Below are 25,840 nucleotides of genomic sequence, written 5' to 3' on the forward strand. Positions count from 1 at the left end.
TCCAGAGCGAGTTCGAAGCGGGCGACCGCCTCAAGGTCCGATCAGTCACCCAACATCTCGCCGGAGGTGCGCGCCGCGGGGAGGAGGCGACCCGCGCAGGGCGGATCGGACTCGGGGCGCGGCAAGGACTGCTGCCTGGCCCGCCGGACTGCCTGCCACTCGGCGAGCAGCCGGTCGTAGATGGGTGTGACGTCCTCCGTGTGCCGGTGCCGGCCGCACGGGCGCTGACTGTCGTAATGGTCCATGACGGGCCTTTACCCGGTACGGCGGCCGACCGCAGCCGCCACTACGGCAACCGGCCCAGTACACCCCTCCATCGAGGGTTTTCGGCGGACTGAGGACCGTCCCGAGATCCCTGGCGTATCACCCTTGCGCGCACGACGAGGGGCCAGTCCGTCCGGGGCGCCGAGGAATGGCCGCCGCGTGGAAGAACTGGCCCCACGGCGTATCGGGGAAAGGCCTCCGGAGCGGTGAGGCTCTAGTTGTTGCCGGTGCCGTTGCCGGACAGGACCGGGATGTCGTCCAGGATGTGCGACAGAGCCTCGTCACCCTTGGCCTGGGTGGAGTTCTCCGTGCACTGCTGGTTCTGCGGCGAGGACAGGACGTTGACGTCCTGGACCGCGACCGGGACCACACCGACGAGCGAACCGACGTCGGCCTTGGCCGGCAGGCCGACGCAGGGCTTGTTGAGCGAGCCCTGGACCAGTGCGAACTGCGGGCTCCAGTCACCCTGGGTGGCCGAGTTGCCGAACGACTGCGCGTTGCCGTTGCCGTTGTACGACGTCGTACCGGTGTCGTTGCCGATGGCCATGGCCTGCGGGGCGATCGCGGCGGAGACGCCGACGATCGCAGCAGCCGCAGCTGCCGAGGCCATAATCTTCTTGATCATCAAATAGCCCTTCTGGGGTCTTCCGTTGTCCGCCTGTCCGGAGCGCCTTGATCAACTCGCTCCGGCGGGATCGGATGTGCCACTTCACCCGAACGGGGCTTCTGCCTTCCGGATGTTGCCGAATGCGCGGTAGCGATACCGGAGAATTGCAATCACCGCGAATGCGATGGGAACTGCCGTCCCTTGACGGATCAGCCACCGAAGGGCACGCCACCGAGCAGCGGAGCCGCGCTCTTGGCCGCACCGGTGGCCTGACCGGCGGCCTTGGTGACGGCGCCCTTCTTCTGCACCGATTCCGTGGCGCCACCGACGGTGTCGACGATCGGGTCGATGCCCTGCGGGGCTGCGGCCAACACCTGGTTGACGCCGCCGTCGAGGCTGAAGCCGGGGGCCGTGGCGGTGGTAACGGCGAAGGCGGGAGCAGCCGTTCCGAGAGCAACCACGGAACCGGCAACGAACGCAGCAGTCTTCGCGTACTTCACTTTCAGGTTCCCTTCTGCGGCGGCATCTGTTTCGGTCGCGTCCCCGCGCCGCACAAGCCTTCTTTACCTGTGACTTCTGCCGCTTTCGACCTGGGTAACGATTCGGTTCCGGTCGGGAAACTGCACGGCCCACCTTTTCTGGTGGACCACTCGATCGATCGCATGACTATTCACTGGAACGAGTGTTGCAGGGGTTCCACGGCCGGAATGGGTGGTGCACTGTCAAGTGCTCCGTTCCGCGCAGCCGTCCGGGTGTTCGCCTCCAGCCGCCGGCGCACCGCGCCGCGGGCGATGCGGAACGACTCCGGCCGTTCCGCCTCATCCGGAAGCACGGCGAACCCGCGGAACGGAGCACGCGGAAAGAGGAAAGCCCCGGATCGCACGCGAGGTGCGATCCGGGGCGGACCGACGGTGAGCACTGGGCTCAGCCGACCGGAATTCAGCCGTTGGAGCAGGCGTTTCCGAACGCGGGGTTGAGCAGGCCGATCACGTTCAGCGTGTTGCCACAGACGTTGACCGGGACGTGAATCGGAACCTGAACGACGTTGCCGGAAAGGACACCCGGGGAGTTGTTGGCCGCGCCCTCGGCACCGGAGTCGGCGAAGGCGGGAGTTGCGGCACCGATCGCCATCAGGGTTCCGGCGGCGATGGCGGCAACCTTGGTGTACTTCACTTTCATCCCTTTCTTTGACGGAGTCCGGAGCGGCCACGACTTTCGTGCCGCACGAGCGCATTCCTGAACGCTCGTAACTCCGCCACTACAATTGGTAACGACTTAAGACCGTGCGCGAAACTCTTCAAGAAGAAGATTCCTGAAAATCCGCCCGAATGATGCAACATTCACTACTCGGCACAACCGCAGGGATCATTCGATTTTCCGTTGCGCCGAGGGACCGACAGGCAACAGCAGGCCCGGGCCCCGCGTAGGAGGAACCCCGGCGGGCCCGGGCCTTTGCGTCCGGCTCAGCTGTTGCCGGTGCCGTTGCCCGAGAGCACCGGAATGCCGTCCAGGATGTGCGACAGCGGCTCGTCACCCTTGGCCTGGGTGGAGTTCTCCGTGCACTGCTGGTTCTGCGGCGAGGACAGGACGTTGACGTCCTGGACCGCGACCGGGACCACACCGACGAGCGAACCGGCGTTCGCCTTGGCCGGCAGGCCGACGCAGGGTTTGTTCAGGCTGCCCTGGACCAGGCCGAACTGCGGGCTCCAGTCACCACGGGTCTCGGAGTTGCCGAACGACTGCGAAGAGCCGTTGCCGTTGACCGAGGTGGTACCGGTGTCGTTGCCGATGGCCATCGCCTGCGGAGCAAGCGTCGCCGAGATGCCGACGATGGAGGCTGCGACGGCACCCGTAGCCAGGACCTTCTTGATCACGATTAACCCTTCTCGTACTTGATGCCCCGCGTCGGAGCACTCTGACCAACTCACTGCCGGGCGTTTGGTTCTCTCCATTCACCCGAATGCCGGGTCGCCTCGACGCTCGCACCGAAGCGCGTCGCGGAACCCGTCGCACTGACTGCGTCACAGGGTGACGAACACCCGTACGTAATCCGTCCGGGTGGTTACATAATTTCCACGGAATTCTTAGTTTCCCCCACCAAATCTTTGTCGTTATGGGTGTCGTCAAGCGCGAGTTCGGAACGCGTGTCAGAGGAGTCCGTGTGAGTTCCGCTGAGCCGTGACCGCCGCTTGCCGAATCGCGTATGGCGAGCCGCCGGGACGGTTTCCCCGGCGGTAGCTGCACCGCCTGATGAATGAACTGCGGGCGATCCGCCCGCGCGAAATGTCCTAAGGAAGGGCAACCAATGCGAAAAGCTTTGAGTAAGAGCATGCTCGTCATGGCGGCGGCGTCAGGCATCCTGACCGCGGCAGGCGGATATGCACAGGCGGATGCTTCGGCCGACGGCTCCGCTGCCGGCTCGCCGGGCGTCGGCTCGGGCAATGCCGTACAGGTGCCGGTCCACGTTCCCGTCAATGTCTGCGGCAACACCGCCAATGTGGTCGGTCTGCTGAACCCGGCATTCGGTAACACGTGCGAGAACGCGAGCGACCGCTCGGACGACGGCGGGGCCCAGGGCGCGAGTGCCGTCGGTGGCACCAGCAACTCCCCCGGTGTGCTGTCGGGCAACCTGGTCCAGGTTCCGGTCGACGTCCCGGTCAACGCTTGCGGCAACACTGTCGATGTCGTCGGCGCACTGAACCCCGCGGCGGGCAACCATTGCTCCAACGGGAGCCGGCCGTCGACGGGCGAACCGCCCGTCGTCGAACCGCCCGTCGTGGAGCCCCCGGTCGTCGAGCCCCCCGTCGTGGAGCCCCCGGTCGTGGAGCCCCCCGTCGTCGAACCGCCCGTCGTGGAGCCCCCGGTCGTGGAGCCCCCCGTCGTCGAACCGCCCGTCGTGGAGCCCCCGGTCGTGGAGCCCCCCGTCGTCGAACCGCCCGTCGTCGAGCCCCCCACCGTGATCCCTGCCGGCGTGAACACCCCCGGCTCTCAGCTGGCCCGCACCGGCGCAGCAGACCTCGGGGTGGCGGCCGGTGGCAGTGCTGCTCTTCTGCTCGGCGGCACGTTGCTGATGCGCCGCGCCCGCGCTTCGCGGAACTGACGTATGCGCAGAATTTCGTAACAGGGAAATAGCGACAGGTCCGGCAGGACAGCATCAGCTGTCCTGCCGGACCTGTCGTGTTCCGCCGGCCTCGCGTACATGCGGGGCATCTCCCTGCGTCACCCGGCAGTCGGTGCGCACAGGGGCGACGCCCCTACGGGTAGAAGTGCGTGAGCGACTCGGCCACGCAGGCCGGTTTCTCGGACCCTTCGAGTTCGAAGGTGAAGGCGCGGGTCATCTGTACGCCGCCCCGCGCGACCTCCTTCACACCGACGACCGACGCATGCAGCCGCACGCGGCTGCCGACCGGTACCGGCGCGGGATAACGGACCTTGTTGACCCCGTAGTTGAGTGCCCGTCCCACGCCTTGCACCTGAGGCAGTTCACCGAACATCGGGATCCCCCAGCTGAGGACCATGTACCCATGGGCGATGGTGCGTCCGTACGGGCCCATCGCGGCGCGTTCGGTGTCGGTGTGGATCCACTGGTGGTCCCCGGAGACGTACGCGTACGCGTCGATGAGTTCCTGGGTGATCTCCTTCCAGCCGGAGTGGCCCAGGTCGCGCCCGCTCAGGGTGAGGATCTCCGGGATGCCGTGCACGGTCAGCGGCATGGTCCGCGCTCCGTTCTTGCTCGCAGTGGGAGTCAGACACCCCATGTCGTTTGAGGTCAAGCGGCAGAGGTGTAGGCATGGTGTGACCAGGCGGTGGCTTCGTCGTAGTGGGTACGGGTTTTGAGGCAGCCGTGGAGGATGCCGACGAGCCGGTTGCCGAGCTGGCGGAGGGCGGGGTTGTAGCCGACCTCGCGGGCGCGTTGCTTGTCGTAGTAGCGGCGGGCGCCCGGTGATCGCAGGGCAGCGAACGCCTGGGATTGCAGGGCGTCGGCGAGGCGGTTGTTGCGGACGTAGCGGGCCTGGACGCTGTGGCTCTTGCCGGAGGCTCGGGTGATGGGGCTGGTGCCGGCATAGTTCTTGCGGGCTTTCGCGTTGGCGTATCGGGTGGGATCGTCTCCGAACTCGGCAAGCACCCGGGCGCCGGTGATCTCCCCGATGCCAGGCATCGAGAGGTAGATCTCAGCGTCCGGGTGCGCCAGAAAATGGGTCTTCACCTGCTCTTCCATCGCGGCGATCTGCTCGTTCAGCGCGATGATCAAGCGGGCGTGGGCGGTGGCGGTGGCCGCGTAGGCGGCGGTGACCGGTTCGGGCAGACCAAGTTGCGGCTCACGCAGCGCGGCCTGGATGGTGGCCGCTTTCGCGTCCCGGTTGCGGCGGCGGTGGCGCGTCAGGACGGCGGTGATCTGGGTGCGGGTCAGCTTTGCCCCGGCTGCCGGGGCAGGTGCCTTGATCAGCAGTTCCAGCGCGTCCGTGCTGGTCAGTGTCAGGTCCGCGTATGCGGCCAAAGCGGCTGGGAAGTACTCGCGCAGAGTGCAACGCAGCCGCTGGAAGGTGCGGGTGCGTTCCCAGATCAGGCTCTGGTGAGCACGGGCGACGACCTTGACGGCCTGGGCCTGCTCGCTGTCCCCGGCCACCGGTCGAAGCTGGTCCCGGTCGATGCGGACCATGTCCGCCAGCGCGTGCGCGTCGCCCTTGTCGCTCTTGGCGCCGGAGGAGGCATAGCGTTCCTTGAAGCGGTTGACCTGGCGGGGGTTGATCGCGAACACCTGGTAGCCGGAGGCGATCAGGGCCTGCACCCACGAGCCGCGGTCGGTCTCGATGCCGACCACGACCTCGGCTGGGTCCAGGTCCGCGCCGCCGTGGCGGGCGATCAGTTCGTGCAGCTTCGCGATGCCTGCCACCCCTTCGGGCAGGTTCGCGGCGGCCAGTTTGTGGCCGGTCTCGTCCTGGACCTCGACATCGTGGTGGTCCTCGGCCCAGTCATCACCGATCAGCAGCAACAGACCCTCCCCGTCTCGTACTTGACACAGCGGTGCAGCCTGCGGAAGGCGCGGCACGCGGCCTAATGGATCCAGTGCTCACGCCCCCGTGGGGCGGGCACGCCACCCCATCAGCGGTCTGGCCTCCCGGCCGACCAGCAGGGGCACGGTCTGACTCCAGAACTCGGCTGGTTCCGGCGGCGATAGTGCTCACCTGCTGGCGGCTACGGAACCGAGCATTCCCCGACTCCGTAGCTCCCATTAGGCGGTGACGGGGGCGGTGCGCGGTGCGGCAAGCGGCTCCGCGGCCTGTTCGTCGTGGTTGGGGCGCTTGAGGAGGAGCAGCATGCAGCCCAGGGTCAGCACCACCTGGAGGACGGCGTAGGCGATGACGGCGGTGATCGAGCCGGTGCGGTTCAGCAGGAACTGGCCGATGATCGGGGTCGTTCCGCCGAGGAGCGTGCCGCAGAGCTGGTAGCAGAGCGAGATGCCGGTGTACCGCAGATGGGCCGGGAAGCGGCTGGCGAGCATGCCGGCGAGAGCCGCGTAGTAGAGGCAGTGCGGGATGGTCGCGACGGCGACGCCGACCATCGCCAGACCGTAGTTCTCGGTGCTGATCAGGATGAACATCAGAGGCATCAGGATCAGTTCAGGCAGCAGCATCACCGTCACCGCCCGGGACCAGCTCTTCATCCGGGTGGCGATGAGTGCGCCGAACGGCTGGAAGACGATCTGCGTGATGTTGGCGACCAGGATGATCGTCAGGAAGGAGCTGCGGTCGAAGTCGAGCGACGAGGTGGCCCAGGACAGGGCGAACGTCGACTTGAAGTACGTCGCCGACAGGCCGATGGTGCAGGCGCCGATGCCGAGGACGATCAGCATGGGCTGGGTGCGCAGGACTTCGGTCAGCGGAACCTTGACGACCTCCTTCTTCTGGATGAGGTTCGCCATCGCCGGGGACTCGGCGACCTTCAGCCGGACGAACAGCCCGACGATGACGAGGGCGGCGGAGAAGAGGAACGGCAGGCGCCAGCCCCAGGAGACGAACGCCTCGTCGGGCAGCTGGCTGATCGCCAGGAAGCTCAGCGTGGAGAGGGTGTTGCCGACGGGCGAGCCCTGCTGGGCGAACGCCCCGTACAGCACCGACTTGCCCTTCGGGGCATGCTCGGAGGCGATCAGGACCGAGCCGCCCCACTCGCCGCCGAGGCCGATGCCCTGCACCATGCGGATGGCGACCAGCAGGATCGGGGCGGCGATGCCGATGGAGGCGTAGCCCGGCAGCAGACCGATCGCGGTGGTCGAGATGCCCATCATCAGCAAGGTGATGACGAGCGTCTTCTTGCGGCCGAGGCGGTCGCCGTAGTGGCCGAAGATGACGCCGCCGATGGGGCGGGCGAGGAAGCCGACCCAGAAGGTCGCGAAGGCGACCAGGGTGCCTATGGCGCCGTCGAGTTCGGGGAAGAACACCTTGTCGAAGACCAGCGCCGCCGCGGTGCCGTAGATGTAGAAGTCGAACCATTCGATGGTCGAACCGATGAAGGCTCCGAATCCGGCGCGGTTGGCGGCTCTGGTGCGCTCTCGTGGGGTAGCGGTGGACGCACTCATGCATGGCTCCCGTGAACGTCGTCGATCAAGCGGATGGTGGGGGCGTCGCCCGAGACGCCTGTGGCGGCAGCGCAGCGAGGGACCTGGGAACGGCTGCCGGGTGTGGTGGCGGTTACGGTGCCGACCGGGACCTGGAACGGTCCAATACCGAATTGCTGGTGCAGTGAGACGCCGGGCATCTCACTGCCGGTCAGCTGCCGTTGGTGCGACGAGCGCGGTACCTGTCAGGCCGCGATGCGCTCGAAGATCGCGGCGAGGCCCTGGCCGCCGCCGATGCACATGGTCTCCAGGCCGTAGCGCGCCTCGCGCCGGTGCATCTCCCGGGTCAGCGTGGCCAGGATGCGGGCGCCGGTGGCGCCGACCGGGTGGCCGAGGGAGACCCCGGAACCGTTGACGTTGATCCGCTGCTCGTGGTCGGTGTCGCCGAGGCCCAGTTCGCGGGTGCAGGCCAGGACCTGGGCGGCGAACGCCTCGTTGAGCTCGATCAGGTCGAGGTCGGCGAGGCCGAGTCCGGCGCGGGCGAGTGCCGCACGGGTCGCCGGGACCGGGCCGATCCCCATCGTCGCGGCCGGGACTCCGGCGCGGGCGAAGGAGACCAGACGCACCAGCGGAGTCAGGCCGAGGCGTTCGGCTGTCGCCGCGCTCGTCACCAGGCAGGCGGCGGCCGCGTCGTTCTGCCCGCTGGCGTTGCCCGCGGTGACGGTGGCGTCCGGGTCGGACTTCAGCATGATCGGGCGCAGCGCGGCGAGTTGTTCGGCGGTGGTGTCGGGGCGCGGGTGCTCGTCGGCGGTGACGGTCGTCTCGCCCTTGCGGGTGCGTACGGTGACGGGGACGGTCTCCGCGTCGTAGCGTCCCTCGGCCGCGGCCCGGGCGGCGCGCTGCTGCGAGCGCAGGGCGAGCGCGTCCTGGTCGGCGCGGCTGATGGCGTACTCCCGCCGCAGGTTCTCCGCGGTCTCGATCATGCCGCCGGGGACCGGATGGTTGACGCCGCCCGCCGTGACCCGGCCGCGGGCCAGGGAGTCGTGCAGCTGGAGGCCGGGACCCTTGATGCCCCAGCGGCCGTCGTGCGTGTAGTAGGGGGCGGCGCTCATCACGTCGACGCCGCCCGCGATCACGATGTCGCTGAAGCCCGCCCGGATCTGCATCGCCGCGTCGAGTACGGCCTGCAGGCCGGAGCCGCAGCGGCGGTCGATCTGGGCGCCGGTCACGGACTCCGGGAGTCCGGCGTCGAGGGCGGCGACCCGGCCGATGGCGGGGGCGTCGGAGGACGGGTAGGCGTGGCCGAGGATCACTTCGTCGACCTTCGCCGGGTCGATGCCGGTGCGGGCGACGATCTCGGCGATCACACCTGCGGCGAGCGCGGCCGGTGTCTGCTGGGCGAAGGCCCCGCCGAAGCGGCCGATGGGGGTGCGCAGCGGTTCACAGATGACGATGTCGGGCTGCTGGTCGGGCACGGCGGGACCTTCCGGTGGCACGGGCGGATGACAGGGACGAGTGCGCGTACATGCGGTTCTGGAAGCACTGGTGGGTGTCCACCGACCCTCGCACCCGGTGACTGAGTCGGTCCAATATCCAGTTCACCCTGGTTCAAGACGCGACGCGTCTCAATCCCCGACCGGGGTCGGCAGCGCGCTCTCCGCGACAGCGAGTACCGCGCGCAGGGCGGCGGACGGATTGTCGGTCCGCCAGGCCAGCGCCGCCTGAAGCCGGATCGGCGGCCCGGCGAGCGGTCGGTAGACCAGGCCGTTCTGCTGGATGTGCTGGCAGGAGGTGACGGTGAGCGTCACGCCGACGCCCGCGGCGACCAGGGCCAGGATGGTGTACGAGTCGGGGGCCTCCTGCACCACGCGCGGGTTGAATCCGGCCGCCTCGCACGCCCCGACGGTCGCGTCCCGCACGGTGGAGCCGGTGTTGGCGGGGAAGGAGACGAAAGATTCCTCGGCGAGCACCTCGATCGGGACCCGCTCCAGCCTGGCGAGCGGGTGGTCGGAGGGCAGGGCACAGACCAGCTCCTCCTCGTCGATGACCCGGTACTGCACGCCCGGCCGGGTCACGGGCAGCCGGACGAATCCGAGGTCGAGCGAGCCGTCCGCCACTCCTGCGAGGGCGACATCCGCGTACGTCTGGCCTTTCATGACCAGTTCCAGGGCGGGATGGGCGGCGCGCACCGCCCTGGTGAGCAGCGGCAGTGTCTCGTGGCTGGAGGCGCCGGCGAAGCCGATGGTGACCCGCCCGTACTCGCCGCGGCCGGCCGCCCTGGCGGCCCGTACCGCCGTGTCGAGGTCGTCGAGCACGGTCCGCACCGGCTGGAGGAACGACTCCCCCGCGCTGGTGAGCCGCACCGAGCGGGTGTTGCGCTCGAAGAGCTGGACGCCGAGCTCCTTCTCCAGCTGCCGGATCTGCTGACTCAGCGGCGGCTGGGCCATCTGCAGGCGCTTGGCGGCCCGGCCGAAGTGCAGCTCCTCGGCCACTGCGATGAACGCGGACAGATGACGCAGCTCCATTCCCCACCTCATTCATAAATCAGGAGTCTTGATTCGACCTTAATTTGGTATTGGACAGCAATCAATGGCCGCTGACACGGTGGGGCGACGCGCACGCACACGCAGAGGAGCACCGAGCACCGTGGCCACAACGGACAGGGCGGACAGGACTGACAGGACGGACAAGACACTGTCGATGAGGGAGGCCATCGCCTCCTTCGTCCACGACGGCGACACCGTCTGCCTCGAAGGTTTCACCCATCTCATCCCGACCGCCGCGGGCCACGAGATCATCCGCCAGGGCCGCCGCGACCTCACCGTCGTCCGGATGACCGCCGACATCGTCGTCGACCAGATGATCGCGGCGGGGTGTGTGTCGCGGCTGGTCTCCTCGTTCGTCGGCAACTCCTCGGCCGGTTCGCTCGGCGAGCTGCGACGGCGGGTGGAGACCGGCGATCCCGCGCCGCTCGTCTTCGAGGAGTACAGCCATTACGGCATGATCTGCCGCTATCTCGCCGGCTCCCAGCGGCTGCCGTTCTATCCGCTGCGCTCGTACGGCGGCAGCGATCTGCCGTCCGTCAACAGCGATCTGCGGAAGGTCACTTCGCCCTATCCGGGCCCGGACGGCGAACCCGAGCAGATCTACGTGGTGCCGCCCGTCAACCCGGATGTCACGATCATCCACGCCCAGCGGGCCGACCGTCGCGGCAACACCCAGATATGGGGCCTGACCGGCATCCAGGCCGAAGCCGTGTACGCGGCGGACAAGGCGATCGTCGTCGTGGAGGAGATAGTCGACGACGAGGTGATCCGCTCGGACCCGAACCGTACGCTCGTCCCGGCCCATGCGGTCGACGCCGTCGTCGCCTGCCCACGCGGTGCGCACCCCTCGTTCGCGCAGGGTTACTACGACCGGGACAACGCCTTCTACCGGGCCTGGTCGCAGATCAGCAAGGATCCGCAGCGGCTGCAGGAGTGGCTGGACGAGTGGGTGCGCGGGACGGCCGACCACGCCGAGTACGTCGACAGGCTCGGCGACGAGTTCTGGGCGGGTCTGGCGGTCGGCGAGGCGCTCAGCGAACCGGTGAACTACGGGCGGCGACTGTGAGTACGGAACACGAGAAGGAGCAGGGCATGACCACCGTCACCTCGTCGGAGCTGCTCTCCGTCGTCGCCTCGCGCGAACTGGTCGCGCGCCGCACCGTGTTCGCCGGCATCGGCCTGCCGACCCTCGCCACGGAGCTGGCCCATCTGACGGTCGCTCCGGACATCGAGGTCGTGTACGAGTCCGGGGTCTGCGGCGCGCACCCCTCCCACCTGCCGGAGACCATCGCCGACGCCGTCCTCATCACGGGCGCCGAGGCGGTCCTCTCCATGCCGGCGCTCTTCGGCTGCGTACTGCAGGGCGGCCATATCGACGTCGGGTTCCTGGGGGCCGCGCAGATCGACCGCCACGGCAATCTCAACACCTCCGTGATCGGCGACTGGGACAGCCCGACGGTCCGGCTGCCCGGCTCCGGCGGCGGCGTCGAGGTGATGGCCAACTCCCGTGAGGTCTTCGTGGTGATGCGCCGTCACACCCCGCGCTCCTTCACCGCGACCCTCGACTTCTGCACCACGCCCGGGCCCGACCGGGCGCTCGCCGAGGGCATCCGGCCGCTGGGCATCGGCGTCACCCGGGTCATCACCGAACTGGGCATCCTGGCCCGCGCGGGCATCGGCGAGGAGCTGCGGCTCGTCGCCGTCCACCCGGGTGTCACGGTCGAACAGGTACGCGCGGCCACGGGCTGGGACCTGTCGGTCGCCGACACGGTGGAGACCGTACCGCCGCCGACCGCCGAGGAACTGCGGCTGCTGCGCGAGGACGTCGACCCCGAACGCGTCTATCTTCGCTGAGGCGACTAGTCGCACCCGCTCACCCGCATCCGAGAGGACCTCAACTGCCATGCGTATCAGGATCGTCGGCGCCGGAGCCATGGGCCGTGGTATCGCCCAGTGGGCCGCGACCGCCGGACACACCGTCGAGCTGTGCGACGTACGCACCGAGGCGGTGACCGCGGCCCTCGACTTCGTACGGTCCATGCTCGACCGCGCCGTACAGAAGGGCCGGCTGTCCGCCGAGGACTGCGCCGCCACCCTGGAGCGGCTGGTTCCGCTCGATGATCCGTGGGCGGACGGGCCGGACGTCGAGCTGGTCATCGAGGCGGTGCGGGAGGACCTCGGCACCAAGGCGGAGGTCTTCGGCCGGCTGGAGCAGGCGCTGCCCGCCTCGGCCGTGTTCGCGACCAACACCTCCTCCCTGTCGGTCACCCGGATCGCCGCGGCGCTGAAGGACCCTACGCGCCTGGCCGGGCTGCACTTCTTCAACCCTGTGCCGTTGATGAAGATCGTCGAGATCGTGCCGGGTGCGGCCACCCGCCCGGAGATCCCGCCGGCCCTCACCGCGCTCGTCGAGAGCTGCGGCCACCGGGCGGTGACGGTCGCCGACACCCCCGGCTTCCTCGTCAACCACGCCGGTCGCGGTCTGGTGACCGAGGCGCTCGCGCTGCTGGAGGAGTCGGTCGCCGACCCGGCAGGCATCGACCGGATCGCGCGTGACGTGCTCGGCCTGCGGATGGGCCCGTTCGAGCTGATGGACCTCACCGGTCTGGATGTGACGGCAGCGGTCATCGACTCGATCTGGGAGGGCTTCCGGTACGCGGACCGGCTCCGCCCCTCGTACCTCACCCCGAACCGGGTGGCCGCGGGACTGCACGGCCGCAAGACCGGGCAAGGCTGGTTCGCGTACGGCTCCGACGCGCCCGCCACCGCTCCGGAGGCGCCGGTCACCGGTGATGCGGACCGGCCGGTGTACGTCGTCGGGGACGCGGCGGACTCCGACGCGGCCACGCTCCGGGAGGCGCTGGCCGCGGCGGGCGCCACCGTCGAGACCGGCGCCGAACCGTCCGCCGACGCCCTGGTGCTGGTCCCGGTCTGGGGCACGACCGTGGCCGCCGCGGTCGCCGCGTACCGGCTGCCCGCCGGGCGCACCTTCGGAGTGGACCCGCTGCCTCCGGTCGGCCGCCGCCGGGTACTCGCCGTGACGGCGGCGGCAGACCCGGCCGCCGCACGGGACGCCCGCGCGGTGCTGGCCCGGGCGGCGGAGGACGACGGCGAGCCGTACGCGGTGTCGGTCGTACGGGACACGGCGGGTTCGGTCGCGCAGCGGCTGCTGGCCTCGATCGTCTCCGTCGCCGCGTCGATCGCCGAGCGCTCCCTCGCCACCCCGGCCGACATCGATCTGGCCGTCACGACCGGTCTCGGCTATCCGGTGGGGCCGCTGGCCTGGGGCGACCGGATCGGCGCGGACCGGATGCTGGAACTGCACCGGGCGCTGCACACGACGACCGGCGACCCGCGCTACCGCCCGGCCCGCTGGATCACCGAGCGCGCCCAGCTGGGCCTGGCGCTGACGGACCCGGGGACTTCCCCGGTCGACTGCCTGGGCTGAGGGCTGTCCCGTTCGGATCGGGCCCGAGCCGGCCCGATCCGAACCATCCAGAGGTCGGCGACGAGTTCGTCGAGCTGATGCAGGGCGGCGCGGACCCGCGCCGGGTCGTCGGGCACCGGCAGGGAACTCGCCAGGGCCCAGCCCCGCCCCCGTGCCCAGGTCGCGTCGTCGACGTCGAGCGCTGTCCGGAAGACGTCCCGCGCCCCGGCCGGCAGGAACAGCCACGCGGGCAGCAGATCGACCGCAGGATCACCGACGGCCGGCGTGCCGAAGTCGATGACGGCGCTCAGCCTGCCCTGCACCGCAAGGAGGTTGCCTGCCGGTTCAACCGATTTTTCACGGCCCGCCACGCCGGGGCAGCGCATGACCGATTCGTACAAGACCCGCTGTGCGGCTGCGTTCTACGTTCGGACCATGACTCCACGACTCGACGCGATCGGCATCACCACCGCGGATCTGGCCGCATCGCTCGCCTTCTACCGCCGGCTCGGGCTCGACATCCCCGCCGGAGCGGACTCCGCACCCCATGTCGAAGTGACCCTGCCGAACGGACAGCGCATCCTGTGGGACACCGAGGACGTCATCCGCTCCTTCGACCCCGGGTGGGCCGGTTCGCAAGGGGGTGACCGGGTCGGGCTCGCGTTCGTCTGCGACAGCCCGACGGAGGTGGACGCGGTGTACGCCGACCTGACCGGCGCCGGGTACCAGGGCCATCTGAAGCCGTGGGACGCCGTGTGGGGGCAGCGTTACGCGGTGGTCCTCGACCCGGACGGCTGCGCGGTGTCACTCTTCGCCGACGCCTCGCAGTAGGCGGTCAGGGTCGTACCGGCCAGTTCGCGCATCTCCCGCGCGAGGTGCGCCTGGTCGGTGCAGCCCGCCGCGAGCGCCGCATCGGCGTACGGCATGCCGGTCCGTACGAGGGCCAGTGCGCGCTGCAGTCGCAGGATCCGGGCCAGGGTCTTGGGCCCGTAGCCGAAGGCCGCCAGCGATCGGCGGTGCAACTGCCGGGCGCCGAGACCGGCCGTGTGCGCGGTGGCGGCGACCGACCGCCCCTGCGCGAGCTGCCCTGCGACGGACCGCATCAGCGGATCCGGCGGCCCGGTGGCGGCCGCCCGGCGCAGCGCCAGGGACTCCAGTGCGGCACCGGGGTCGGCGGCGTCGGCGATGCGCTCGGTGAGTATGCGCACCTGGGTACCCGGCCACAGATCGGCGAGGTCGACCCGCAGGTCGCGCAGTTCGTGTGCCGGTACGCCGAGGAGGGCCGGGGCGGTGCCCGGGGCGAACCTGATGCCGGTGAACCGGCCGCCGGTGCCTTCGGAGGGTTCGTACGCGTGGGTGTCGGGCCCGGCGACGATCAGCCGGCCGTCGATCCAGAGCAGGTCCATGCAGCCGTCGGGCAGCACGGGCCGGACAGGCCCCTGCGGCACCTGCCGCGTCCAGACGATCGCCCCGTCGAAGCGGGACTCCCGCTCTGCGTACCTTTCGCCCATACCTGACACGCTAATGTCGCCGGGCAACCGTTTCGGCTTCCTGGTCGCCCGGTGAGACGCCGGCGGCACTACGACCGCGACTTCGGGGACCCCTTGCCCTGCCGATCCGCGTCCTTGGACGTGTCCTTCGTCGTCTCCTTGTCGCGGCTCGGCTGCCGCAGCCTGGACTTCACATCGTCGGGCGGCAGGAACCTCGACCACCGCTCAGGGAACTCGGACGGCATATAGGGGGTGTCGCCCTCGTCGATGTCGTCCCAGTCCGCCTCGGCGTTCTCCGCCTGCGCCCGCGCCAGGAGCTCCGCGGCCTGGGCCGCTCGCACCCGGTCGTTGGCCGCACGCGCCGCCGCCGTCGCCAGCGAGGGCCACACCCGGTCGATGGCGGCGTTGACCGCCGCCCCCACCAGCACCGCGAACGCGGAGATGCCGATCCACAGCAACACGGCGATCGGGGCGGCCAGCGAGCCGTAGATCGTCGGCCCCTCGACCGTGCTGGTCAGATAGATCCGCAGCAGGAAGCTCCCGACCACCCACATCGCGAGCGCCACGAGCGCACCCGGCACGTCCTCGATCCACGGCGAGCGGACCGGCACGGACACGTGGTAGAGCGTCGTCAGGAACGCGATCGACAGCAGGATCACCAGGGGCCAGTAGAAGATGCTTATGACCTCCGTGCCCCACGGGATGAACTCCACGACCCGGTCGGGGCCGACCACGAGCAGCGGCAGCACGACCGCGCCGAGCAGCAGCGCCACGATGTACAGCAGGAAGGAGAGCAGCCGTGTCTTGACGATGCCGCGCTGGCCGTCGAGGCCGTACATCACGGTGATCGTCTCGATGAAGACGTTCACCGCACGGGACCCCGACCAGAGAGCGATCGCGAAGCCGATGGAGATGACATCGGGGCGGGCGCCGGTCGTGACGTCCGCCAGGAGCGGTTTGGCGAAGTCGTTGACGCCCCGCTGGGACAGGACCGTCTGCGCCGCGTTCAGGATGTTGCGCTCGATGGACGCGACCGTGGTGGTGTTCGTCCACTCATCGACGTAGCCGAGCAGTCCGATCAGTCCGAGGAGCAGCGGCGGCAGCGACAGCAGGGTGAAGAACGCCGCCTCGGCCGCGAGACCGAGAATGCGGTACTCCATGCACGAATTGACGGTGTCCTTGAGCAGCTGCCAGACCATCTGCCGCTTGGATACGTTGCGGTAGAGGACTCGGGCCCGGTGGAGCCGGCCCGGTGGCCGCTCGGGTGTTTCATTTGCTGCCTGCACATCCTTACCGTATCGGCATGGCAGCCACCACCCACACAGTGTCCAACCAGGTCCCGCCCCTGGTCGACTACGACGTCTTCGCCGCCGACCGCGCGCTCACCGAGGCCGTCGAGCGGCACCTCGCACCCGAGCTGCTCGCCGGTGCACGCGACGAGCTCGGCGAGCTGGGCCGGTCCGCCGGGTCCGCGCAGGTCCAGCGGTGGGGTGCGCAGGCGAACGAGTACCCGCCGAAACTGCGTACCCATGACCGGTACGGGCATCGCATCGACGAAGTGGAGTTCCATCCGGCCTGGCACCGGCTGCTGGGGCACGCGGTCACCGCCGGGCTGACCGACGCCTGGGGCCGGCCGGGCGGTCATGTGCGGCGCGCCGCCGGGTTCCTGGTGTGGACGCAGCCCGAGGGCGGGCACGGCTGCCCGCTGTCGATGACGCATGCGGCAGTGCCCGCGCTGCGGACCGATCCGGTGCTGGCCGCCGAGTGGGAGCCGCGCCTGACCTCGTGGGTGTACGAGGCGGGGCTGCGGCCCCCCGCGCAGAAGGCCGGGGTGCTCTTCGGAATGGGCATGACGGAGAAGCAGGGCGGCTCCGACGTGCGGGCCAACACGACGCGGGCCGAGCCGCTGTCGGCCGACGGCGAGTATCTGCTGACCGGGCACAAGTGGTTCTGCTCGGCGCCGATGTCCGACGGCTTCCTGGTGCTGGCGCAGGCGCCCGGCGGGCTGACGTGCTTCCTGCTGCCCCGGGTGCTGCCGGACGGCACCCGCAACGTGTTCGCGATCCAGCGCCTCAAGGACAAACTGGGCAACCGGTCCAACGCGTCGAGCGAGGTCGAGTTCGACGGGACGTGGGCACGCCGGGTCGGCGACGAGGGGCGCGGGGTGCGCACCATCATCGAGATGGTCGCCGCGACCCGGCTGGACTGTGTGCTCGGTTCGGCGGCACTGATGCGGCAGGCGGTGGCGCAGGCGATCCATCACTGCACGTACCGCAGCGCGTTCGGCGGGGTGCTGATCGAGAAGCCGCTGATGCGCAATGTGCTGGCCGATCTGGCGCTGGAGTCGGAGGCGGCGACGGTGCTGGCGCTGCGGCTGGCCGCTGCGTACGACGCCGATACGGAGGCGGAGCGGGCGTTCCTGCGGATCGCGGTGCCGACGGCGAAGTACTGGGTGACGAAGCGCTGCGCACCGCTGGCCGCCGAGGCGCTGGAGTGTCTGGGCGGCAACGGTTACGTCGAGGAGTCCGGGATGCCGCGGCTGCTGCGTGAGGCGCCGCTCAACTCGATCTGGGAGGGCTCGGGGAACGTGCAGGCGCTGGATGTGCTGCGGGCGCTGCAGCGCGAGCCGCAGGCGCTGAACGCGTTCCTGCAGGAGGTCGGCAGGGCGCGCGGTGCGGATCACCGGTTGGACGGGGCGATCAAGGACATGCTGACCGAGCTGGCCGATCTGAACGGGATCGAGGCGCGGGCCCGGCGGCTCGTCGAGCGGATGGCGCTGGTGCTGCAGGGGTCGCTGCTCGTGCGCTGGGCGCCGCCGGAGGTGGCCGACGCGTTCTGCGCGTCACGGCTGGGCGGGGACTGGGGTTCGGCGTTCGGGACGCTGCCGCACAGCCTGGACCTGGCCTCGATCGTGGAGCGGGCCCGGCCCGTCGCGCCCTGAGCAGGAACAGCGACGAAGGGTGGTGCTGCGCCGACACGGCACCACCCTTCATGCTGTGCACACCGAACAGCGGGGCACAGGCTCCGCCGCGCGGTATTACGCCACTCTCGTACGTATCGACACGCGACCGCCAGAGTTGCAAAGGGTTGCAACGAGTGTGTGGAGTGCGCAGTATCGGGAACCCCACAACGACAGGATGGAAGCCGGGCCGTGGACTCGGCTCCGGCAGCTGGGGGGATCGACGGTGGAGACAGGTCCGGTCGAGGTGACACGGCTGGCCGCCCTGGGTTCGGACCGGGCCACGCGCTTGCTCCACAAGGCCCGGGAGGCGAGGCTCGCCGGCGACCGCCCGCCCGTCGCACCACGGGCCGAGATCGGTGCCTCCTGGGACCGGGTGCTGCGCAGCGGCATCGACCCCGAGCAGTCCACCCAGAGTGTGCTGCTGGAGACGGACGAGATCGAGCACCGGCGCCGCAGTTCCGCGCTGGGTGAGGTGATGCCGCTGCTCAGCGACGGTCTGGTCTCCATCGCCGACACCGCGCAACAGATCATGGTCGTCACCGATACCGAGGGCCGGGTGCTCTGGCGGCAGGGCAACTCGGGGGTGCTCCGCCGGGCCGACGGCATCTGTCTGGAGGAGGGTGCGTCCTGGGCCGAGACGATCACGGGCACGAACGCGATCGGTACGGCACTCGCCTCGCGCGCCCCGGTCCAGGTCCACTCGTCGGAGCATTTCGTCCGCAGTCTGCACTCCTGGACGTGTGCGGCGACCCCGGTCCGTGATCCGCGCGACGGCCGGCTGATCGGCATCGTCGACATCAGCGGCCCCGCGACCACATTCCATCCGATGACGCTGGCGCTGGTCGGTTCGGTGGCCCGGCTCGCCGAGAACGAGATCCGGACCCGGCATCTGGTCGCGGTCGACCGGCTGCGTTCGGTGGCGGCCCCGCTCCTCGCCCGGCTGGGCGGCCGGGCGCTGGTGGTGGACCCGCACGGCTGGCTGGCCGCCGTCACCGGCATGCCGCCGGTCGACCGGCTGCCGCTGCCGAAGTCACTGCAGGCCGGCCGGGCGTGGCTGCCGTCGCTCGGTATGTGCCGGGTGGAGCCGCTGCCCGGCGGCTGGCTGGTGCAGGTGACGGACGAGCCGTCGGATGCGCCGCCGCGCCGGGTGGTCCTCGATCTGAGCCGGCCGCCCGGCCTCACGGTCACGGTGACGGGCCCGGTCGGCTCGTCGACCCAGCGGCTCTCGCCGCGCCATGCCGAGCTGCTGTACGCGCTGGCGCTGCACCCCGAGGGGCGTACGGCGTCGGAGCTGGCGGAGGACATCTTCGGCGATGCGACCCGGACGGTGACGGTCCGGGCGGAGATCTCACGGCTGCGGCGCCATCTGGCCGAGGTGCTGGCGCACCGGCCGTACCGCTTCGGTGAGGGGGTCGCGGTGGAGGTGATCCATCCGGAACACCCGGGCGATCTGCTGCCGCGCTCGACGGCGCCGGTGGTGGTCAGGGCCCGTACGTCGGCGTGACGGGAGCCGGGCCGTGACCGGAGTCGCAGTCCAGGCAGCGGGACAGGCTTTGGCCAGAGCTGTACAGCATGATTCCCTGGCAGGCATGAGCAACCCTGAGCCCGCCCCTGCCGCCGCCGAGGTGACCGTCTGGTCCCTGGAACAGACCTCCCCCGACGATCTGCGGCCCGCCGCGGCCCCCGAGGGTGACGTCCGGATCGTACGGTCGGCGGTGCCGCTGCCGGAGTTCAGCCGCTTCCTGTACACAGCGGTCGGCGGCGACATCCAGTGGACCGACCGGCTCTCGATGACGTACGCCGAGTGGCAGGAGGCCCTGGACCGGCCCGGGGCGGAGACCTGGGTGGCGTACGAGAACGGGACCCCGGCCGGCTACATCGAGCTGGACCCGCAGGACGACGGCGTGGTCGAGATCATGTACTTCGGCCTGATCCCGGCCTTCCGGGGGCGCCGGATCGGCGGTCATCTTCTCGCGTACGGGGCAGCGCGCGCCTGGGACCTGGCGGAGCGCTGGCCGGAGCGGCCGCCGACGAAGCGGGTATGGCTGCACACCTGCTCCAAGGACGGCCCGCACGCCATGGACAACTATCTGCGCCGCGGGTTCAGGCTCTTCGACACCAAGGTCGAGCTGGAGGCGGACGTGGCGACGCCGGGACCGTGGCCCGGCGCCGCCCGATAGAGCGGCACGTTTCGGCCAATACCCCCATTACGGGCGCCCTGACGCAGGCGGCGAGGTGACGGCCGCCACACCGTCTCACCTTTCGGGACAGTCTCGTCCACATCATGGATTGCGGTGGACTGTCCCGAGAGGCGCGTGACACGCTTCCGTCATGTCTGGAACTGGAATTGCCTTGGTGAGTCGACGCCACGTCGACTTCGGCCGCATGTCCAGCGCCATCTGTCCGGCGGGCTGAGAGTCCCAGCACCGCCGCGATCCCCCTTTCTCTGCCACACCTGCGCACCGCCGCGCCTCAGCGCGAGTGTGCAGTTCAGAGCCGCCCTCCTGCAGTCCCGAAGGACGTACTGTCATGGCCGCTACCCCGGAACAGCCTGCGACCACCGCACCCCGCCGCAAGGCCGGACGCCACCGTGGCGAAGGCCAGTGGGCCGTGGGGCACCACACTCCGCTCAACGGCAATGAGCAGTTCAAGAAGGACGACGACGGTCTCAATGTGCGGACACGCATTGAGACGATCTACTCCAAGCGGGGTTTCGACTCGATCGACCCGAACGACCTGCGTGGGCGCATGCGTTGGTGGGGTCTGTACACCCAGCGCAAGCCCGGGATCGACGGCGGCAAGACCGCGATCCTGGAGCCGGAGGAGCTGGATGACAAGTACTTCATGCTGCGGGTACGGATCGACGGCGGCCGGCTGACCACCGCGCAGCTACGGGTCATCGGCGAGATCTCGCAGGAGTACGCGCGCGGCACCGCGGACATCACCGACCGGCAGAACATCCAGCTGCACTGGATCCGCATCGAGGACGTCCCGGCGATCTGGGAGAAGCTGGAGGCCGTCGGGCTGTCCACCACCGAGGCGTGCGGCGACTGCCCCCGCGTGATCATCGGCTCCCCGGTGGCGGGCATCGCCGCCGACGAGATCATCGACGGCACGCCCGCCGTCGACGAGATCCACGACCGCTACATCGGCAGCAAGGAATTCTCCAACCTGCCGCGCAAGTTCAAGACCGCGATCTCCGGTTCGCCGGTGCAGGACGTGGTCCACGAGATCAACGACATCGCGTTCGTCGGCGTGGTCCACCCCGAGCACGGTCCGGGCTTCGACGTCTGGGTCGGTGGCGGGCTCTCCACCAACCCGCGGCTCGCCGAGCGGCTGGGCGCATGGGTGCCGCTCGACGAGGTGCCGGACGTCTGGGCCGGAGTCGTCGGCATCTTCCGCGACTACGGCTACCGCCGGCTGCGCACCCGCGCACGGCTGAAGTTCCTGATGGCCGACTGGGGCCCCGTGAAGTTCCGCCAGGTGCTGGAGGACGAGTACCTCAAGCGCCCGCTGCTCGACGGCCCCGCCCCCGAGCAGCCGAGCAACCGCTGGCGCGACCACGTGGGTGTCCACGAGCAGCAGGACGGCCGTTTCTACGTCGGGTTCGCGCCCCGGGTCGGCCGCGTGGACGGCGCCACACTGGCCAAGATCGCCGACCTGGCGGCCGCGCACGGCTCGGACCGGCTGCGTACCACCGTCGAGCAGAAGATGCTCATCCTCGACGTGGAGCGGGACCAGGTGGACTCCCTGGTTGCCGGTCTCGAGGCGCTCGACTTCCAGGTGAAGCCCTCGCCGTTCCGGCGCGGCACGATGGCCTGCACCGGCATCGAGTTCTGCAAGCTGGCGATCGTCGAGACGAAGGCGCGTGGCGCCTCGCTGATCGACGAACTGGAGCGCCGCCTGCCGGACTTCGACGAGCCGCTGACCATCAATGTCAACGGATGCCCCAACGCCTGCGCCCGCATCCAGACCGCGGACATCGGCCTCAAGGGCCAGCTCGTCCTGGACGCCGACGGCAACCAGGTGGAGGGCTTCCAGGTGCACCTGGGAGGCGCACTGGGTCTGGAGGCCGGCTTCGGTCGCAAGGTCCGTGGCCTGAAGGTCACCTCGGCCGAGCTGCCGGACTATGTCGAGCGGGTGCTCGGCCGGTTCCAGAAGGAGCGCGAGGACGGCGAGCGGTTCGCGACGTGGGCGGCGCGGGCCAGTGCGGAGTCGCTGTCATGAGCGGCCGCGCCGCACCGTTCTACTGCCCGTACTGCGGGGACGAGGACCTGCGCCCGCACGAGACCGGGCACGGGGCCTGGGAATGTGCATCCTGCAACCGCGCGTTCCAGCTCAAGTTCCTGGGTCTGCTGACCCGGGGACTGCAGCGCAACGACGTTGAAGGGGACGGGATATGACGGACACTCTGCAGACCGATGACCTCAAGACCCTGGCCGAGCGCGCGGGCCGGGAGCTGGAGGACGCCTCCCCGCTGGAGATCCTGAAGTGGGCCGCCGACACCTTCGGCAAACGGTTCTGCGTCACCTCCTCGATGGAGGACGCGGTCGTGGCGCACCTCGCCTCCCGCGCCTTCCCCGGCGTCGACGTGGTCTTCCTCGACACCGGGTACCACTTCGAGGAGACGATCGGGACCCGCGACGCGGTGGATGCCGTGATGGACGTCAATGTCATCACGCTGACCCCGCGTCAGAGCGTCGCCGAACAGGACGCCGAGTACGGGCCGAAGCTGCACGACCGCGACCCCGACCTGTGCTGCAAGCTGCGGAAGGTCAAGCCCCTTGAGGAGGGCCTGACTTCGTATGCGGCCTGGGCGACCGGGCTGCGTCGCGACGAGTCCCCGACCCGGGCGAACACCCCGGTGGTCGGCTGGGACGAGAAGCGGCAGAAGGTCAAGATCTCGCCGATCGCGCGCTGGACGCAGGACGACGTGGACGCGTATGTCGCGGAGCACGGAGTCCTCACCAACCCGCTGTTGATGGACGGGTACGCCTCCGTGGGCTGCGCGCCCTGCACCCGCCGGGTGCTGGAGGGCGAGGACGCGCGCGCCGGCCGCTGGGCCGGACGGGGCAAAACCGAGTGCGGGCTGCACGACTGATGACGACTGATCAGGAGACTTCGATGAGCGTGACGGAGACGGGAGCCACCATCTGGCTCACCGGTCTGCCGAGCGCGGGCAAGACCACCATCGCGTACGAACTGGCCGGCCGGCTGCGCGGCGAGGGCCACCGGGTGGAGGTGCTCGACGGCGACGAGATCCGGGAGTTCCTCTCCGCGGGGCTCGGCTTCTCCCGCGAGGACCGGCACACCAACGTCCAGCGGATCGGCTTCGTCGCCGAACTCCTGGCCGCCAACGGCGTGAAGGTGCTGGTTCCGGTCATCGCCCCGTACGCGGACAGCCGTGACGCCGTACGCAAGCGCCATCAGGCGGAGGGCACCGCGTATCTGGAGGTGCATGTCGCGACTCCGGTGGAGGTGTGCTCCGTACGCGATGTGAAGGGCCTCTACGCCAAGCAGGCGGCGGGCGAGATCAGCGGGCTCACCGGGGTCGACGACCCGTACGAGGCGCCCGAGTCGCCGGACCTGCGGATCGAGTCGCACCAGCAGACCGTGCAGGAGTCCGCGGCGGAGCTGTATGCGCTGCTGAGCGAGAGGGGTGCAGCGTGACGACCGTCGCGACTGTGTCGGAAGGCACCGACAATCCGTACGCACTCAGCCACCTGGACTCCCTGGAGTCCGAGGCGGTGCACATCTTCCGTGAGGTGGCGGGGGAGTTCGAACGGCCGGTGATCCTGTTCTCCGGCGGCAAGGACTCCATCCTGATGCTGCATCTGGCGCTCAAGGCTTTCGCGCCCGCGCCGGTGCCGTTCGCACTGCTGCATGTGGACACGGGACACAACTTCCCCGAGGTCCTGGAGTACCGCGACCGCACGGTCGCCGAGCACGGGCTGCGGCTGCATGTGGCCTCCGTGCAGGAGTACATCGACGCCGGGAAGCTCCGCGAGCGCCCCGACGGTACGCGCAACCCGCTGCAGACCGTGCCGCTGACCGAGGCGATCCAGCAGCACCGCTTCGACGCCGTGTTCGGCGGCGGCCGCCGCGACGAGGAGAAGGCACGCGCCAAGGAGCGGGTCTTCTCGCTGCGCGACGAGTTCTCCCAGTGGGACCCGCGCCGCCAGCGCCCCGAGCTGTGGCAGCTGTACAACGGCCGGCACGCCCCCGGCGAGCACGTCCGGGTCTTCCCGATCTCCAACTGGACCGAGCTCGATGTCTGGCAGTACATCGAGCGCGAGGGCATCGAGCTCCCGGAGATCTACTTCGCCCACGAGCGGGAGGTCTTCAACCGGTCCGGGATGTGGCTGACCGCCGGTGACTGGGGCGGCCCCAAGGAGGGCGAGCGGGTCGAGACCCGGCAGGTGCGCTACCGCACCGTCGGCGACATGTCCTGCACCGGCGCCGTCGACTCCGACGCCACGACGCTCGCCGCCGTGATCACCGAGATCGCCGCCTCCCGGCTCACCGAGCGGGGCGCGACACGCGCCGACGACAAGATGTCCGAGGCCGCGATGGAAGACCGCAAGCGCGAGGGGTACTTCTAGGATGACCACATTCACCCGGCACGCAGAGCAGTTGTCGACCACGACCCTGCTGCGGTTCGCCACCGCGGGGTCCGTCGACGACGGCAAGTCCACCCTCGTCGGACGCCTGCTGCACGACTCCAAGTCGGTCCTCACCGACCAGCTGGAGGCCGTCGAGCACGCCTCGCGCAACCGGGGCCAGGAGGCGCCGGACCTGGCGCTGCTGACCGACGGGCTGCGGGCCGAGCGCGAGCAGGGCATCACCATCGATGTCGCCTACCGCTACTTCGCCACGCCGCGCCGCCGGTTCATCCTGGCCGACACCCCGGGGCATGTGCAGTACACCCGGAACATGGTGACGGGTGCCTCGACCGCCGAGCTCGCCGTCGTCCTGGTCGACGCCCGCAACGGTGTCGTCGAGCAGACCCGCCGGCACGCCGCCGTCGCCGCGCTGCTACGGGTGCCGCACGTGGTCCTCGCCGTCAACAAGATGGACCTGGTCGACTACGCGGAGCCCGTATTCGCCGCCATCGCGGAGGAGTTCACCGCGTACGCGGCCTCGCTCGGCGTCCCGGAGATCACCGCGATCCCGATCTCCGCGCTGGCCGGTGACAACGTCGTGGAGCCGTCCGCGCACATGGACTGGTACGGCGGTCCGACGGTGCTGGAGCACCTGGAGACGGTGCCGGTCAGCCACGACCTCACCGCCTGCCACGCACGCTTCCCCGTCCAGTACGTGATCCGGCCGCAGACCGCCGAGCACCCCGACTACCGGGGCTACGCGGGCCAGATCGCCGCCGGTGCGTTCCGCGTGGGCGAGGCCGTCACCGTCCTTCCGTCCGGCCGTACGTCGACGATCGCCGGGATCGACGCGCTCGGCGAGAGCGTGGACATCGCCTGGGCGCCCCAGTCGGTGACCATCCGGCTGGCCGACGACATCGACGTCTCGCGCGGTGACCTGATCGCACCGGCCGACGACGCACCGGCAGTCACTCAGGACGTCGAGGCGACCGTCTGCCACGTCGCGGACCAGCCGCTCGCCGTCGGCCAGCGGGTACTGCTCAAGCACACCACCCGCACGGTCAAGGCGATCGTCAAGGACATCCCGTCCCGGCTGACGCTGGACGACCTCTCGCAGCACCCGGCGCCCGGCCGGCTCGTCGCCAACGACATCGGCCGGGTCGTCGTCCGTACCGCCGAACCGCTCGCGCTCGACGCCTACGCGGACTCGCGCCGCACCGGTTCGTTCCTGCTGATCGACCCGGCGGACGGCACCACGCTCACGGCCGGCATGGCGGGCCAGGCGTTCGCCGCCGCGGCCACGGGCGAGGAAGCCGCCACCGACGACCCCGAATGGGACTTCTGATGAGTATCGACGTCTTCGCGACGTTCGCGAAGGAGGGGGGC

General features: G+C 69.8%; 27 protein-coding genes. 14 read left to right on the forward strand and 13 right to left on the reverse strand.

All coding sequences use genetic code 11. The features are described from left to right. Nucleotides 1–41: 41 nt before the first annotated feature. The 5 genes from OHA88_RS13700 to OHA88_RS13720 form a co-directional block, all read right to left on the reverse strand. Nucleotides 42–245, reverse strand: a complete 204-nt coding sequence (locus OHA88_RS13700; protein WP_328625734.1) for a hypothetical protein — start codon at nucleotides 243–245, stop codon at nucleotides 42–44. Between the two features lie 233 nt (nucleotides 246–478). Continuing rightward, the gene (locus OHA88_RS13705) at nucleotides 479–889 is read right to left on the reverse strand and encodes a rodlin (protein WP_328625735.1); all 411 of its coding nucleotides are present in this window, start codon (nucleotides 887–889) and stop codon (nucleotides 479–481) included. Nucleotides 890–1,080: 191 nt separating this feature from the next. Beyond that, the gene (locus OHA88_RS13710; RefSeq protein ID WP_267000491.1) at nucleotides 1,081–1,371 is read right to left on the reverse strand and encodes a hypothetical protein; all 291 of its coding nucleotides are present in this window, start codon (nucleotides 1,369–1,371) and stop codon (nucleotides 1,081–1,083) included. Between the two features lie 439 nt (nucleotides 1,372–1,810). After that, the gene (locus OHA88_RS13715) at nucleotides 1,811–2,044 is read right to left on the reverse strand and encodes a chaplin (protein ID WP_383374836.1); all 234 of its coding nucleotides are present in this window, start codon (nucleotides 2,042–2,044) and stop codon (nucleotides 1,811–1,813) included. 290 nt (nucleotides 2,045–2,334) lie between these two features. Next, on the reverse strand, nucleotides 2,335–2,745 hold the full coding sequence (locus tag OHA88_RS13720) for a rodlin (protein WP_267000493.1): 411 nt from the start codon (nucleotides 2,743–2,745) through the stop codon (nucleotides 2,335–2,337). A 455-nt stretch (nucleotides 2,746–3,200) separates the two neighbouring features. Between OHA88_RS13720 and OHA88_RS13725 the strand changes: the two genes are divergently transcribed. Continuing rightward, entirely contained in the window at nucleotides 3,201–3,971 is a 771-nt protein-coding gene (locus OHA88_RS13725; protein WP_328629683.1) for a chaplin, read from the forward strand. A gap of 154 nt (nucleotides 3,972–4,125) precedes the next feature. On the opposite strand, the gene OHA88_RS13730 is transcribed toward OHA88_RS13725, so the two are convergent. The 5 genes from OHA88_RS13730 to OHA88_RS13750 form a co-directional block, all read right to left on the reverse strand. Further along, on the reverse strand, nucleotides 4,126–4,584 hold the full coding sequence (locus OHA88_RS13730; protein WP_328625736.1) for a MaoC family dehydratase: 459 nt from the start codon (nucleotides 4,582–4,584) through the stop codon (nucleotides 4,126–4,128). 56 nt (nucleotides 4,585–4,640) lie between these two features. Next, nucleotides 4,641–5,864 (reverse strand): IS110 family transposase, encoded by a 1,224-nt coding sequence (locus tag OHA88_RS13735; RefSeq protein WP_266999505.1) that lies wholly within the window; start codon nucleotides 5,862–5,864, stop codon nucleotides 4,641–4,643. A gap of 240 nt (nucleotides 5,865–6,104) precedes the next feature. After that, complete coding sequence (locus OHA88_RS13740) at nucleotides 6,105–7,448, reverse strand: MFS transporter (protein ID WP_328625737.1); 1,344 nt, start codon at nucleotides 7,446–7,448, stop codon at nucleotides 6,105–6,107. Between the two features lie 224 nt (nucleotides 7,449–7,672). Continuing rightward, nucleotides 7,673–8,902, reverse strand: coding sequence for an acetyl-CoA C-acetyltransferase (locus OHA88_RS13745; RefSeq protein WP_328625738.1), 1,230 nt, complete (start codon nucleotides 8,900–8,902; stop codon nucleotides 7,673–7,675). A gap of 150 nt (nucleotides 8,903–9,052) precedes the next feature. Further along, nucleotides 9,053–9,952, reverse strand: a complete 900-nt coding sequence (locus OHA88_RS13750) for a LysR family transcriptional regulator (RefSeq protein ID WP_328625739.1) — start codon at nucleotides 9,950–9,952, stop codon at nucleotides 9,053–9,055. A 175-nt stretch (nucleotides 9,953–10,127) separates the two neighbouring features. Between OHA88_RS13750 and OHA88_RS13755 the strand changes: the two genes are divergently transcribed. The 3 genes from OHA88_RS13755 to OHA88_RS13765 are packed head-to-tail and all read left to right on the forward strand — an operon-like array spanning nucleotide 10,128 to nucleotide 13,421. Continuing rightward, complete coding sequence (locus OHA88_RS13755; protein WP_326634025.1) at nucleotides 10,128–11,039, forward strand: CoA transferase subunit A; 912 nt, start codon at nucleotides 10,128–10,130, stop codon at nucleotides 11,037–11,039. A 26-nt stretch (nucleotides 11,040–11,065) separates the two neighbouring features. Then, entirely contained in the window at nucleotides 11,066–11,827 is a 762-nt protein-coding gene (locus tag OHA88_RS13760; RefSeq protein ID WP_326606339.1) for a CoA-transferase subunit beta, read from the forward strand. 49 nt (nucleotides 11,828–11,876) lie between these two features. Next, a complete protein-coding gene (locus OHA88_RS13765; protein WP_328625740.1) occupies nucleotides 11,877–13,421 on the forward strand; it encodes a 3-hydroxyacyl-CoA dehydrogenase in 1,545 nt (514 codons plus the stop codon). On the opposite strand, the gene OHA88_RS44640 is transcribed toward OHA88_RS13765, so the two are convergent. Next, a complete protein-coding gene (locus OHA88_RS44640; RefSeq protein ID WP_443044226.1) occupies nucleotides 13,331–13,723 on the reverse strand; it encodes a phosphotransferase in 393 nt (130 codons plus the stop codon). The two genes, OHA88_RS13765 and OHA88_RS44640, sit on opposite strands and share 91 nt — an antisense overlap. Nucleotides 13,724–13,784: 61 nt before the next feature. Between OHA88_RS44640 and OHA88_RS13775 the strand changes: the two genes are divergently transcribed. After that, nucleotides 13,785–14,231 (forward strand): VOC family protein, encoded by a 447-nt coding sequence (locus OHA88_RS13775; protein WP_328625741.1) that lies wholly within the window; start codon nucleotides 13,785–13,787, stop codon nucleotides 14,229–14,231. Here OHA88_RS13775 and OHA88_RS13780 read toward each other — a convergent pair. Together OHA88_RS13780 and OHA88_RS13785 are read right to left on the reverse strand one after the other, a co-directional pair. Further along, nucleotides 14,168–14,911: a helix-turn-helix domain-containing protein gene (locus OHA88_RS13780; protein WP_328625742.1), complete on the reverse strand. Its 744-nt coding sequence runs from the start codon at nucleotides 14,909–14,911 to the stop codon at nucleotides 14,168–14,170. The two genes, OHA88_RS13775 and OHA88_RS13780, sit on opposite strands and share 64 nt — an antisense overlap. 68 nt (nucleotides 14,912–14,979) lie before the next feature. Further along, nucleotides 14,980–16,176: a YihY/virulence factor BrkB family protein gene (locus OHA88_RS13785; protein ID WP_328625743.1), complete on the reverse strand. Its 1,197-nt coding sequence runs from the start codon at nucleotides 16,174–16,176 to the stop codon at nucleotides 14,980–14,982. A gap of 17 nt (nucleotides 16,177–16,193) precedes the next feature. On the opposite strand from OHA88_RS13785, the gene OHA88_RS13790 reads away from it, so the two are divergent. From OHA88_RS13790 to OHA88_RS13830, 9 genes are all read left to right on the forward strand, one after another. Continuing rightward, nucleotides 16,194–17,831, forward strand: a complete 1,638-nt coding sequence (locus OHA88_RS13790; RefSeq protein ID WP_326606335.1) for an acyl-CoA dehydrogenase family protein — start codon at nucleotides 16,194–16,196, stop codon at nucleotides 17,829–17,831. Between the two features lie 244 nt (nucleotides 17,832–18,075). Then, nucleotides 18,076–19,356: a helix-turn-helix domain-containing protein gene (locus OHA88_RS13795; protein WP_328625744.1), complete on the forward strand. Its 1,281-nt coding sequence runs from the start codon at nucleotides 18,076–18,078 to the stop codon at nucleotides 19,354–19,356. An 85-nt stretch (nucleotides 19,357–19,441) separates the two neighbouring features. After that, entirely contained in the window at nucleotides 19,442–20,032 is a 591-nt protein-coding gene (locus tag OHA88_RS13800; protein ID WP_030974956.1) for a GNAT family N-acetyltransferase, read from the forward strand. Nucleotides 20,033–20,381: 349 nt separating this feature from the next. Next, nucleotides 20,382–22,079, forward strand: a complete 1,698-nt coding sequence (locus OHA88_RS13805) for a nitrite/sulfite reductase (RefSeq protein WP_328625745.1) — start codon at nucleotides 20,382–20,384, stop codon at nucleotides 22,077–22,079. Further along, a complete protein-coding gene (locus OHA88_RS13810) occupies nucleotides 22,076–22,255 on the forward strand; it encodes a hypothetical protein (RefSeq protein ID WP_030917138.1) in 180 nt (59 codons plus the stop codon). The genes OHA88_RS13805 and OHA88_RS13810 overlap by 4 nt, the downstream gene beginning before the upstream one ends. Then, on the forward strand, nucleotides 22,252–22,953 hold the full coding sequence (locus OHA88_RS13815; RefSeq protein WP_267000526.1) for a phosphoadenylyl-sulfate reductase: 702 nt from the start codon (nucleotides 22,252–22,254) through the stop codon (nucleotides 22,951–22,953). Before OHA88_RS13810 ends, OHA88_RS13815 begins: the two co-directional genes overlap by 4 nt. 23 nt (nucleotides 22,954–22,976) lie before the next feature. Then, nucleotides 22,977–23,522 (forward strand): adenylyl-sulfate kinase, encoded by a 546-nt coding sequence (cysC, locus tag OHA88_RS13820; protein WP_030917145.1) that lies wholly within the window; start codon nucleotides 22,977–22,979, stop codon nucleotides 23,520–23,522. Further along, the gene (cysD, locus tag OHA88_RS13825; protein ID WP_267000528.1) at nucleotides 23,519–24,454 is read left to right on the forward strand and encodes a sulfate adenylyltransferase subunit CysD; all 936 of its coding nucleotides are present in this window, start codon (nucleotides 23,519–23,521) and stop codon (nucleotides 24,452–24,454) included. Before cysC ends, cysD begins: the two co-directional genes overlap by 4 nt. Before the next feature lies 1 nt (nucleotide 24,455). Then, nucleotides 24,456–25,799, forward strand: a complete 1,344-nt coding sequence (locus tag OHA88_RS13830; protein WP_328625746.1) for a sulfate adenylyltransferase subunit 1 — start codon at nucleotides 24,456–24,458, stop codon at nucleotides 25,797–25,799. The last annotated feature ends 41 nt before the right edge of the window (nucleotides 25,800–25,840 follow it).

Origin of the sequence: Streptomyces sp. NBC_00353 (assembly GCF_036108815.1) — a bacterium.
In the GTDB taxonomy this organism is placed as follows: Bacteria; Actinomycetota; Actinomycetes; order Streptomycetales; family Streptomycetaceae; genus Streptomyces.

What these genes read in the sequence shown, in the direction of transcription:
- OHA88_RS13700 (WP_328625734.1), bottom strand. Translation starts at nt 245, where the DNA reads ATGGACCATTACGACAGTCAGCGCCCGTGCGGCCGGCACCGGCACACG.
- OHA88_RS13705 (WP_328625735.1), bottom strand. Translation starts at nt 889, where the DNA reads ATGATCAAGAAGATTATGGCCTCGGCAGCTGCGGCTGCTGCGATCGTC.
- OHA88_RS13725 (WP_328629683.1), top strand. Translation starts at nt 3,201, where the DNA reads ATGCTCGTCATGGCGGCGGCGTCAGGCATCCTGACCGCGGCAGGCGGA.
- OHA88_RS13730 (WP_328625736.1), bottom strand. Translation starts at nt 4,584, where the DNA reads ATGCCGCTGACCGTGCACGGCATCCCGGAGATCCTCACCCTGAGCGGG.
- OHA88_RS13740 (WP_328625737.1), bottom strand. Translation starts at nt 7,448, where the DNA reads ATGAGTGCGTCCACCGCTACCCCACGAGAGCGCACCAGAGCCGCCAAC.
- OHA88_RS13750 (WP_328625739.1), bottom strand. Translation starts at nt 9,952, where the DNA reads ATGGAGCTGCGTCATCTGTCCGCGTTCATCGCAGTGGCCGAGGAGCTG.
- OHA88_RS13755 (WP_326634025.1), top strand. Translation starts at nt 10,128, where the DNA reads ATGAGGGAGGCCATCGCCTCCTTCGTCCACGACGGCGACACCGTCTGC.
- OHA88_RS13760 (WP_326606339.1), top strand. Translation starts at nt 11,066, where the DNA reads ATGACCACCGTCACCTCGTCGGAGCTGCTCTCCGTCGTCGCCTCGCGC.
- OHA88_RS13765 (WP_328625740.1), top strand. Translation starts at nt 11,877, where the DNA reads ATGCGTATCAGGATCGTCGGCGCCGGAGCCATGGGCCGTGGTATCGCC.
- OHA88_RS13775 (WP_328625741.1), top strand. Translation starts at nt 13,785, where the DNA reads ATGACCGATTCGTACAAGACCCGCTGTGCGGCTGCGTTCTACGTTCGG.
- OHA88_RS13780 (WP_328625742.1), bottom strand. Translation starts at nt 14,911, where the DNA reads ATGGGCGAAAGGTACGCAGAGCGGGAGTCCCGCTTCGACGGGGCGATC.
- OHA88_RS13790 (WP_326606335.1), top strand. Translation starts at nt 16,194, where the DNA reads ATGGCAGCCACCACCCACACAGTGTCCAACCAGGTCCCGCCCCTGGTC.
- OHA88_RS13800 (WP_030974956.1), top strand. Translation starts at nt 19,442, where the DNA reads ATGAGCAACCCTGAGCCCGCCCCTGCCGCCGCCGAGGTGACCGTCTGG.
- OHA88_RS13805 (WP_328625745.1), top strand. Translation starts at nt 20,382, where the DNA reads ATGGCCGCTACCCCGGAACAGCCTGCGACCACCGCACCCCGCCGCAAG.
- OHA88_RS13810 (WP_030917138.1), top strand. Translation starts at nt 22,076, where the DNA reads ATGAGCGGCCGCGCCGCACCGTTCTACTGCCCGTACTGCGGGGACGAG.
- OHA88_RS13815 (WP_267000526.1), top strand. Translation starts at nt 22,252, where the DNA reads ATGACGGACACTCTGCAGACCGATGACCTCAAGACCCTGGCCGAGCGC.
- cysC (WP_030917145.1), top strand. Translation starts at nt 22,977, where the DNA reads ATGAGCGTGACGGAGACGGGAGCCACCATCTGGCTCACCGGTCTGCCG.
- OHA88_RS13830 (WP_328625746.1), top strand. Translation starts at nt 24,456, where the DNA reads ATGACCACATTCACCCGGCACGCAGAGCAGTTGTCGACCACGACCCTG.